The sequence below is a fragment of the Chryseobacterium sp. SIMBA_038 genome (genome assembly GCF_046535115.1).
Classification (GTDB): domain Bacteria; phylum Bacteroidota; class Bacteroidia; order Flavobacteriales; family Weeksellaceae; genus Chryseobacterium.
This window is the reverse complement of sequence record NZ_JAWRXH010000141.1, coordinates 1-276: the sequence shown is the minus strand read 5'-3', so window position 1 is coordinate 276 and position 276 is coordinate 1. Positions and strand designations below refer to the sequence as shown.

1 pseudogene is annotated in these 276 nt (G+C 29.0%); it reads right to left on the bottom strand.

The annotated features are described in order from the left end of the window. Positions 1-222 (bottom strand): annotated as a pseudogene (locus SB689_RS23030) (hypothetical protein); the annotation flags it as partial. Positions 223-276 lie beyond the last annotated feature (54 nt).

The window sequence follows — 276 nt, the reverse complement described above, 5'->3', positions numbered from 1 at the left end:
AGGCAATTTATCAAAGTTTGAAATAAGATCCTTGTATTTTTGAGTATTATATTTTGATTGATTGAATTCTGTTTTGAAAACGTTTTTCGGATAGTTGTCAGAAAGATTTTGTATAAAAACAAAAACGGCCAGTTGCTCAGAATATTTAATATTGAAATTCATTTTCTGCCCAAATGCCCCAAAAGACAGCAAAAAGAATAATGCGACAAGTTTTTGTTTCATGGTGTTCGTGGTTAATGGCTTATGTTTTTTAGGTAAGTCTATTTTTTTCAAATA